Annotated in this window: 7 protein-coding genes; 4 read left to right on the top strand and 3 right to left on the bottom strand. The window is 68.9% G+C overall.

Annotated features, from left to right (window positions below):
- Positions 1–6 precede the first annotated feature (6 nt).
- Both AT699_RS24500 and AT699_RS24495 read right to left on the bottom strand, forming a co-directional pair.
- Positions 7–738, bottom strand: a complete 732-nt coding sequence (locus AT699_RS24500; protein WP_024070160.1) for a 16S rRNA (uracil(1498)-N(3))-methyltransferase — start codon at positions 736–738, stop codon at positions 7–9.
- A gap of 104 nt (positions 739–842) precedes the next feature.
- Complete coding sequence (locus AT699_RS24495; protein ID WP_024070159.1) at positions 843–1,343, bottom strand: hypothetical protein; 501 nt, start codon at positions 1,341–1,343, stop codon at positions 843–845.
- Between the two features lie 259 nt (positions 1,344–1,602).
- Here AT699_RS24495 and tkt point away from each other — a divergent pair, with 259 nt between their 5' ends.
- The 3 genes from tkt to AT699_RS24480 all read left to right on the top strand — a co-directional run bounded on the left by tkt (position 1,603) and on the right by AT699_RS24480 (position 5,956).
- The gene (gene tkt / locus AT699_RS24490; protein WP_006385609.1) at positions 1,603–3,639 is read left to right on the top strand and encodes a transketolase; all 2,037 of its coding nucleotides are present in this window, start codon (positions 1,603–1,605) and stop codon (positions 3,637–3,639) included.
- A gap of 15 nt (positions 3,640–3,654) precedes the next feature.
- Complete coding sequence (gene gap, locus AT699_RS24485) at positions 3,655–4,665, top strand: type I glyceraldehyde-3-phosphate dehydrogenase (protein WP_006385607.1); 1,011 nt, start codon at positions 3,655–3,657, stop codon at positions 4,663–4,665.
- 97 nt (positions 4,666–4,762) lie between these two features.
- Positions 4,763–5,956: a phosphoglycerate kinase gene (locus AT699_RS24480; RefSeq protein ID WP_024070157.1), complete on the top strand. Its 1,194-nt coding sequence runs from the start codon at positions 4,763–4,765 to the stop codon at positions 5,954–5,956.
- Between the two features lie 88 nt (positions 5,957–6,044).
- Here the strand turns inward: AT699_RS24480 and AT699_RS24475 are convergent, their stop codons facing one another.
- On the bottom strand, positions 6,045–7,028 hold the full coding sequence (locus AT699_RS24475) for a Bug family tripartite tricarboxylate transporter substrate binding protein (RefSeq protein WP_024070156.1): 984 nt from the start codon (positions 7,026–7,028) through the stop codon (positions 6,045–6,047).
- Between the two features lie 297 nt (positions 7,029–7,325).
- Between AT699_RS24475 and AT699_RS24470 the strand changes: the two genes are divergently transcribed.
- Positions 7,326–9,017: a SulP family inorganic anion transporter gene (locus AT699_RS24470; protein WP_006385603.1), complete on the top strand. Its 1,692-nt coding sequence runs from the start codon at positions 7,326–7,328 to the stop codon at positions 9,015–9,017.
- Positions 9,018–9,039 lie beyond the last annotated feature (22 nt).

Raw genomic sequence — 9,039 nt, 5'->3', positions numbered from 1 at the left:
GCGCCGTTACCAGCCCAGCAGCGCCCCGGCGGCTGAGATCAAGGCCAGGCCAGCCGTTTCCGTGCGCAGCACGCGCGGGCCGAACCTGACGGCCTGCACGCCGGCCTCGCGCGCCAGGGCCAATTCCTGGTCCGACCAGCCGCCCTCGGGGCCGACCAGCAGCGTCAGTGAAGCCAGGCCGGGCGTGGCGCCGAGCAGGCCGGCCAGGTCGGTATCGGCCTGCGGGTGGCACAGCAGGCGCAGGCCATCGGCGGGCCGCGCCAGCCAGTCGGCCAGGGCCATGGGCGCCTCGACCGCCATGAGGCGATTGCGGCCGCACTGTTCGGCGGCCGACTGCGCGATGCGCTGCCAGTGGGCCACCCGCTTTTCCAGCCGCGGGCCGGCCAGTTGCAGCACGCTGCGCTGCGCGGCGATGGGACAGACATGGGCGGCGCCCAGCTCCACGGCTTTTTCCACCACCCAGTCCATCTTGTCGCCGGCGGGCAGGCCCTGTACCAGGGTGATGCGGCCGGCCAGCTCGGCTTCGCGCGGATCGAACGCGCCCAGCTGGGCGAAGCCGGTCTTGCCCTCGATTTCCAGCACCGCTGGATATTCGCCGCCCTGGCCGTTGAACAGCACCATGGGTTCCCCCGCGCGCAGCCGCAGCACGCGGATGGCGTGGTGAGCCAGGGCCTCCGGCAGGGCGATGCGGGCGCCGGCGGAAAGGGGAGCGTCGCAGAAGAAGCGGGGAGCGGACATGGGTAACGCGGTGGCGGACGGAAAGCGGACGTGGGGCCGGGCGCAGACCCGGGGCGCGGCACGGGCAGCGGCCCGGCGACTCAGGGGCCTGGCTCGTCGCCCGGTCACCTGAGCGCGTAGCCTACCATCTTGATGCCCCAGTCGATCAGGGTGGGAGCGCTGGACGCCAGTTGCAGCGTCAGCAGGGTCAGGAAGCCCACGGTCATTTTCTTGTCCAGCCGCAGGAGGTCGTGGCGTACCTCGGCCAGGTCTTCGTGGGTGGCGAAACGCTTGAGTTCTTCGCGGGTGGGCAATTGCTTGAGTTCCTCGCGGGTGGGCAATTGCGCGACGATTTCGACGAGTCTGTCGAATTGTTCCTGGGCGGCGCGCTTGGCGATGTCGCGTTCGAGCTCGGCGCGTTCGCGGGCGAAGTCGACGCGTGACAGGGCATAGGCCTGGAGTTCGGCGCGCGCTTCGTCCTGCGAGCGCTTGAGCAGGTCGGCCTCGCCCTGCAGGCGGGCGTGTTCCAGCGCCTGCGCCACCGCGATGGCGCGTTCCTCGCCGAGCGCGTTGCGCAGGGCCAGGATGCCGGCGGCGGGAATGGTGAAGCTCAACATGGCAATCATGATACGGAATCCAGCAAGGGGGGATGCCGGTCCATCATGAATCTCGGACCGGCCCGCCGCAATTGTGGGAACTACGCCATGCCATTGCGGTTTCCGCCCCGGGGGACCGCGTTTTCCCCAGGGGGTATCGTCCATCTGGCGGACCCCGCCGCCAGCCGCCGGCCGGGTCATCCCCAGGTGTTAAAATCGTCTGCTTCGCAACCTACTCAACTGGCCCCCATTTCCTGCGTGGGCGCGCCAGCCTCAAAGAGCCTTCCGAATGAGCAATCCGACCGCCCCTAAACTTGCCTTGGCGGATGCCATCCGCGCCCTCGCGATGGATGCCGTGCAACAAGCGAACTCCGGGCACCCGGGCGCTCCCATGGGCATGGCGGAAATCGCCCAGGCCCTCTGGATCGGCAACCTGCGCCACAACCCCAAGGATCCCGCCTGGGCCAACCGCGACCGCTTCGTGCTGTCCAACGGCCACGGCTCGATGCTGATCTACGCGCTGCTGCACCTGACCGGCTATGACCTGCCGATCGAAGAACTGAAGAACTTCCGCCAGCTGCATTCCAAGACGCCGGGCCACCCCGAAGTGGGCATCACCCCGGGCGTGGAAACCACCACCGGCCCGCTGGGCCAGGGCCTGGGCAACGCCGTCGGCATGGCGCTGGCCGAAGCGCTGCTGGCCGCCGAGTTCAACAAGCCCGGCCACACCATCGTCGACCACCACACCTACGCCTTCACCGGCGACGGCTGCCTGATGGAAGGCATCTCGCACGAAGTGTGCTCGCTGGCCGGCACGCTCAAGCTGTCCAAGCTGGTGGTGCTGTATGACGACAACGGCATCTCGATCGACGGCCACGTCGAGCACTGGTTCGCCGACGACACCGCCAAGCGCTTCGAGGGCTACGGCTGGAACGTCATCCGCGGCATCGACGGCCACGACGCCGCCGCCGTGGACGCCGCCATCAAGGCCGCCCGCGCGCAATCGGAAAAGCCCACGCTGATCGTCTGCCGCACCGTCATCGGCAAGGGTTCGCCCAACATGGCCGGCACCCACAACGTGCACGGCGCGCCGCTGGGCAAGGACGAGATCGCCGCCACCCGCGCCGCGCTGGGCTGGTCGGCCGAGCCGTTCCAGATCCCGCAGGACGTCTACGACGGCTGGGACGGCCGCAAGGCCGGCGCCGCCGCGCAGGCCGAATGGCAATCGGCGTTCGACGCCTACGCCGCCGAATTCCCGGCCGAGGCCGCCGAGTTCACGCGCCGCATGAAGGGCGAATTGCCGGCCGGCTACGCCGACCAATTCAAGGCGTTCCTGAACGCCACGCTGGAAAAGGCCGAAACCGTCGCCACCCGCAAGGCTTCGCAGTTCGCGATCACGGCGCTGGCCGCCGCGCTGCCCGAAATGCTGGGCGGCTCGGCCGACCTGACCGGCTCGAACTTCACCGACTGGAAGGGCGTGGGCGCCGTGCGCGCCGGCGACAAGGGCATCCAGTTCGGCCGCCACATCAACTACGGCGTGCGCGAATTCGGCATGGCCGCCATCATGAACGGCGTGGCCCTGCACGGCGGCTACCTGCCGTTCGGCGGCACCTTCCTGACGTTCTCCGATTATTCGCGCAACGCCATCCGCATGGCCGCGCTGATGAAGCAGCGCGTGGTGCACGTGTTCACGCACGACTCCATCGGCCTGGGCGAAGACGGCCCGACCCACCAGTCGATCGAGCACGCCGCCAGCCTGCGCCTGATTCCCAACCTGTCGCTCTGGCGCCCGTGCGACACGGCCGAGACCGCCGTGGCCTGGAACGCCGCCGTGACGCGTCCTGCCAGCATCGGCATGGACGTGCATGACGGCGGCCCGACGGCCCTGTTGCTGTCGCGCCAGAACCTGCCGTTCGTGCAACGCGATGCCGCCACCGTGGACGCCATCGCCCGCGGCGGCTACGTGCTGCGCGACGCCGATGGCGCCCGCGCCGTCATCATCGCCACCGGTTCCGAAGTCGCCATCGCCCTGGACGCGCAAGCCCAGCTGGCCAAGGAAGGCATCGCGGTGCGCGTGGTGTCCATGCCGAGCACCGACGTGTTCGACAAGCAGGACGCCGCCTGGAAGCAATCGGTGCTGCCCAAGGGCCTGCCGCGCGTGGCCGTCGAGGCCGGCGTGACCGCTTTCTGGCACAAGTACGTGGGCCTGGAAGGCGCCGTGGTCGGCATCGACCGCTACGGCGAATCGGCCCCCGCGGGCGCGCTGTTCAAGTTCTTCGGGCTGACCGCCGACAAGGTGGCCGAGACCGTCAAGCAAGTTCTGTAAAAAAGGAGCCTAGTCATGACCATTCGCGTCGCCATCAACGGTTACGGTCGCATCGGCCGCAACATCCTGCGTGCCCACTATGAAGGTGGCAAGAAGCACGATATCGAAATCGTCGCCATCAACGACCTGGGCGATCCCAAGACCAACGCCCACCTGACCCGCTACGACACCGCCCACGGCAAGTTCCCGGGCACCGTCGACGTCGACGGCGAGTACATGGTCGTCAACGGCGACAAGATCCGCGTGCTGGCCAACCGCAACCCGGCCGAACTGCCGTGGGGCGAGCTGAAGGTCGATGTGGTGCTGGAATGCACGGGCTTTTTCACCACCAAGGAAAAGGCCGGCGCGCACATCAAGGGCGGCGCCAAGAAGGTCATCATCTCGGCCCCGGGCGGCAAGGACGTTGACGCCACCGTCGTCTACGGCGTCAACCACGGCGTGCTGAAGTCGACCGACACCGTCATCTCGAACGCGTCGTGCACCACCAACTGCCTGGCCCCGCTGGTCAAGCCGCTGAACGACAAGCTGGGCCTGGAAAACGGCCTGATGACGACCGTCCACGCCTACACCAACGACCAGGTCCTGACCGACGTCTACCACGAAGACCTGCGCCGCGCCCGTTCGGCCACCATGAGCATGATCCCGACCAAGACCGGCGCCGCCGCCGCGGTCGGCCTGGTGCTGCCGGAACTGAACGGCAAGCTGGACGGCTACGCCATCCGCGTCCCGACCATCAACGTGTCGATCGTCGACCTGTCCTTCGTGGCCAAGCGCGACACGACCGTCGAGGAAGTGAACGGCATCCTGAAGGCCGCCTCGGAAGGCGAGCTCAAGGGCATCCTGGACTACAACACCGAACCCCTGGTCTCGGTGGACTACAACCACAACCCGGCCTCCAGCACCGTTGACGCGTCGCTGACCAAGGTCTCGGGCCGCCTGGTCAAGGTTTCGTCCTGGTACGACAACGAGTGGGGCTTCTCGAACCGCATGCTCGACACCACCGTCGCGCTGATGTCGGCCAAGTAAGCATCGCTGTCGGATCGAAGGGGACGAACAGGTTTTCCGCCACGGCGGAAAGCGGGTTCGTCCCCTTCGTTCGCCAACTCTAGGAGACGCAAAGCATATGTCCAAGGTCAATACCCTGTCCGCGCTGGCCAAGGCCGGCGCCCTGTCCGGCAAGCGCGTGTTCATCCGCGCCGATCTGAACGTGCCGTTCGATGACGCCGGCCGCATTTCCGAAGACACCCGCATCCGCGCCTCGGTGCCCGGCATCCGCCTGGCGCTGGACGCCGGCGCCGCGGTGATGGTCACCTCGCACCTGGGCCGCCCCAAGGAAGGCGAGCTGACCGAGGCCGATTCGCTGGCCAAGGTCGGCCAGCGCCTGTCCGAGCTGCTGGGCATGCCCGTGCCGCTGGTGCGCGACTGGGTCGACGGCGTCAAGGTCGAGCCGGGCCTGGTGGTGCTGCTGGAAAACTGCCGCGTCAACGTCGGCGAGAAGAAGGACGACGAAGCGCTGTCGCGCAAGATGGCGGCGCTGTGCGACGTCTACGTCAATGACGCCTTCGGCACGGCGCACCGCGCCGAGGCCACCACGCACGGCATCGCGCGCTTCGCGCCGGTGGCCTGCGCCGGCCCGCTGCTGGAAGCCGAGCTGGACGCGCTGGGCCGCGCGCTGCACGAGCCGAAGCGTCCGCTGGTCGCGATCGTCGGCGGCTCCAAGGTGTCGACCAAGCTGTCGATCCTGCAATCGCTGGCCGACAAGGTCGACCAGCTGGTGGTGGGCGGCGGCATCGCCAACACCTTCATGCTGGCGGCCGGGCTGCCGATCGGCAAGTCGCTGGCCGAGCCGGACCAGGTGGAGCAGGCGCGCGCCGTGATCGAGCTGATGAAGCAGCGTGGCGCGGATGTGCCGATCCCGGTGGACGTGGTGTGCGCCAAGGCGTTCGGCGCGGACGCCGAGGCCACCGTCAAGGCGGCCGATGACGTGGCCGCCGACGACATGATCCTGGATATCGGCCCGCAGACCGCGCAGCAGCTGGCCGAGATCCTCAAGCAGGCCGGCACCATCGTCTGGAACGGCCCGGTCGGCGTGTTCGAGTTCGACCAGTTCGCCAACGGCACCAAGGTGGTGGCGCAGGCGATCGCGGATTCCGAGGGCTTCTCGATCGCGGGAGGCGGCGACACGCTGGCCGCGATCGCCAAGTACGGCATCGGCGAGCAGGTCGGCTACATCTCGACCGGCGGCGGCGCGTTCCTGGAATTCCTGGAAGGCAAGACCCTGCCGGCGGTGGCGGTGCTGCAAGAGCGGGCCCAGTAATCTTTCCGCCCGCGCGATGAAAAAGCCGCTCCGAAAGGAGCGGCTTTTTTTTCATGGGCCGGAGACCACATTGTCCGCCGCGGGGCATTTATTCCATCTTCGCGCCCGACAGCTTCACGATGCCGCCGTAGCGGCCGACCTCGGCGCGCATGAAATCATCGAAGGCCGCGGGCGTCTGGCCGGCGGGGACGATGGCGCCCATGGATTCCATGCGCTGGCGCATGGCCGGGTCGCTGGTGATGGCGTTGATGTCGCGGTTCAGGCGGGCGACGATGTCGTCGGGCGTGCCGGCCGGGGCGACGATGCCGTACCAGGCCGAGGCATACATGTCGCTGACGCCCACTTCGGCAAAGGTGGGCACGTCCGGCAAAGCGGGCAGGCGCTGGCGCGAAGCGACGGCGAGGGCGCGCAGGGCGCCGGCCTGGACCTGGGCCAGCGAGCCGGTGTCGATCATCATGTCGACCTGGCCCGCGAGCAGGTCGGATACGGCGGGGCCGCTGCCTTTGTAGGGGATGTGCAGGATGTCGACGCCGGTACGCGCCTTGAACATGGCGCCAGCCAGATGCTGCGACGAGCCGACGCCGCCCGAACCGTAGTTGAGCTTGCCGGGCGCGGCCTTGGCGGCGTCCACCAACTGCTGCACCGACCGGTAGGGCGACTGCTTGGGCACTTCCAGGATGTTGGGAATCTCGGCGACGAAGGCGACGGGCGTGAAGTCCTTGACCGGGTCGAAGCCCAGGCGCGCATACAGGTGCGGGTTGGCGGCGTTGGTCGAGCTGGTGGCGACCAGCAGGGTGTAGCCGTCTGGTTTCTCGCGCACGAATGCGGCCGTGCCGATGTTGCCGCCGGCGCCGGCCTTGTTGTCGACGATGACGGTCTGGCCCAGGCGTTCGGTCAGGCGCTGCGCCAGCATGCGCCCCAGGGCGTCGGTGGCGCCGCCCGGAGGCCATGGCACGACCAGCTTGATGGGACGGTCGGGGTAGGCCTGGGCGTGGGACAGCGCGGGGAAGGCGGCAAGTGCGGCGAATGCGAGCGCGGCGCCGGCGGCGCGGCGCAGGAATGCGTGGGGCATGCTGGGGTCTCCTGGCGCGCGGTCCATGGGTTCGGCCGCGCTCTTGTTCAAGGGCCGCTGGACGGCCCCGTGAGCGGCCGCGAGGCCGCATCTGTTGTGCCCCAGACTCTACGCAATCCCCAGATTGATAAAAAGGGATAAATATTTAAGGAAGTCGATTCCTTTTTGGAATGAAGGCGCGTTTACGGTCGATCGGCGCTTGATTCTCCCCCGGTTTGGGGGACGCGGACTGGTGTAGGCTTGGCGCTCGCCCGCGCTCCGCGGTATCCGTCCACGTTTCGCCTGCCCCGCAGCACCATGAACCTACGTTTTCTTCCTGGCCTGAACAATTTCCGGGGCATGACCCGGGAGTCCGCGGGCCGCGATATTGCCGCGGGCCTGAGCGTGGCCGCGGTGGCGCTGCCGGTGGGGCTGGCGTATGCCGCGATGATGGGCGTGCCGCCGGTGGCGGGGCTGTGGGCGGCCATCGCGGGCATGCTGGGGTACGCGCTGTTCGGGTCGTCGCGCACCTTGATCGTGGGGCCGGACACGGCCACCTGCACACTGATCGCGGCGACGCTGACCGGCATGGCGCTGACCTCGCCCGAAGACCGCCTGGTGGCGGCGACCGGCATTGCGCTGACCGTGGGGGTGGGCTGCCTGATCGCGCGGCTGCTGCGGCTGGGCGTGCTGGCCAACCTGCTGTCGCGGCCGGTGCTGATCGGCTACATGGCGGGCGTGGCGGTGACGCTGGCGCTGTCGCAACTGAGCGGCCTGACCGGCGTGGGCCTGCGCAACAGCGGGCTGGTGCATCCGTTCCTGGAACTGTCGCGGCGCGTGTCGGAGATCCGCATTCCGACGCTGTGCCTGGGGCTGGCGTCGTGCCTGCTGCTGGTGGCGATCAAGCGCTGGCGGCCGACCTGGCCGGGGCCGATCATGCTGGTGGTGGGCGCCTGCCTGCTGTCGTGGCTGTTCGATTTTCCCAGCCTTGGCATCGCGGTGGTGGGCGAGGTGCCGGCGGGCCTGCCGGCGCTGCGCCTGCCGGTGCGGCTGGACGGCGTGGACAACATCCTGCTGGGCGCGGCGGGTGTGCTGGTGGTGAGTTTTTCCAGCGGCATCGTGACGGCGCGCAGCTTTGCCGCGCGCACCGGCGAACACGTCGATCCGAACCGCGAGCTGGTCGGTTTCGGCGCGGCCAACGTGGCGGCCGGGCTGTTCCAGGGCTTCGTGGTGACGGGGGCCGATTCGCGCACGGCGGTGGGCCTGGCCGCGGGCGGCTCGTCGCCATTGGTGGGCGTGAGCGCGGCGGTGGCGCTGGCCGTCGTGGTGGGCCTGCTGAGCGCGCCGCTCTATTGGCTGCCGCAGGCGGTGCTGTCGGCGATCCTGCTGCTGGCGGCCGCCAGCCTGTTCGACGGCCAGGCCTTCATGCGGCTGGCGCGCATTTCGCGCATCGAGCTGGCCTTCGGCATCCTGGCGGCCGTGGGCGTGGTGGGCTTCGGCGTACTGCAGGGCGTGGCGGTGTCGGTGGGCGCGACCCTGCTGTACGCCATGTACGTGTCCGGCAATCCGCGCGATGCGCTGCTCGGGCGGCTGCCGGGCGAGTCGGTGCTGGGCAAGATGCACCTGAACCCGCAGGCGCAGCCGGTGCCGGGCGCGGTGATCTGGCTGTTCGAGTCGTCGGTGTGGTTCTTCAACGCGGACGCTTTCCGCCGGCGCGCGCGCGAAATCATCGAGCAGGCCGGCGATGTCACCTGGTTCGTGCTGGACGCCGAAGCCATGACGCAGGCCGATGCCGACGCCATCGAGGCGCTGTACGAATTGCGGCGCGAGCTGCGCGACCGCGGGATGGTGCTGCTGGTGGCGGGCGGCCACGGCCAGTTCCGCATGGCGCTGGAGCGCTCGGGCCTGGCCGAGCGCATCGGCCGTGACAAGATCTTTGCGTCGCCCGAACAGGCGGTCGAGGCCATCGAGCGCTGGCGCCAGGGGCCGGCGCCAGCCACGCTCTCCTGATACTCGGCGCGGGCCGTGGCGC

This window comes from Achromobacter xylosoxidans (genome assembly GCF_001457475.1).
In the GTDB taxonomy this organism is placed as follows: domain Bacteria; phylum Pseudomonadota; class Gammaproteobacteria; order Burkholderiales; family Burkholderiaceae_B; genus Achromobacter; species Achromobacter xylosoxidans.
The sequence above is the reverse complement of the archived record's forward strand: the minus strand, read 5'-3'. Positions and strand labels throughout refer to the sequence as shown.

What these genes read in the sequence shown, in the direction of transcription:
- AT699_RS24500 (WP_024070160.1), bottom strand. Translation starts at nt 738, where the DNA reads ATGTCCGCTCCCCGCTTCTTCTGCGACGCTCCCCTTTCCGCCGGCGCC.
- AT699_RS24495 (WP_024070159.1), bottom strand. Translation starts at nt 1,343, where the DNA reads ATGATTGCCATGTTGAGCTTCACCATTCCCGCCGCCGGCATCCTGGCC.
- tkt (WP_006385609.1), top strand. Translation starts at nt 1,603, where the DNA reads ATGAGCAATCCGACCGCCCCTAAACTTGCCTTGGCGGATGCCATCCGC.
- gap (WP_006385607.1), top strand. Translation starts at nt 3,655, where the DNA reads ATGACCATTCGCGTCGCCATCAACGGTTACGGTCGCATCGGCCGCAAC.
- AT699_RS24480 (WP_024070157.1), top strand. Translation starts at nt 4,763, where the DNA reads ATGTCCAAGGTCAATACCCTGTCCGCGCTGGCCAAGGCCGGCGCCCTG.
- AT699_RS24475 (WP_024070156.1), bottom strand. Translation starts at nt 7,028, where the DNA reads ATGCCCCACGCATTCCTGCGCCGCGCCGCCGGCGCCGCGCTCGCATTC.
- AT699_RS24470 (WP_006385603.1), top strand. Translation starts at nt 7,326, where the DNA reads ATGAACCTACGTTTTCTTCCTGGCCTGAACAATTTCCGGGGCATGACC.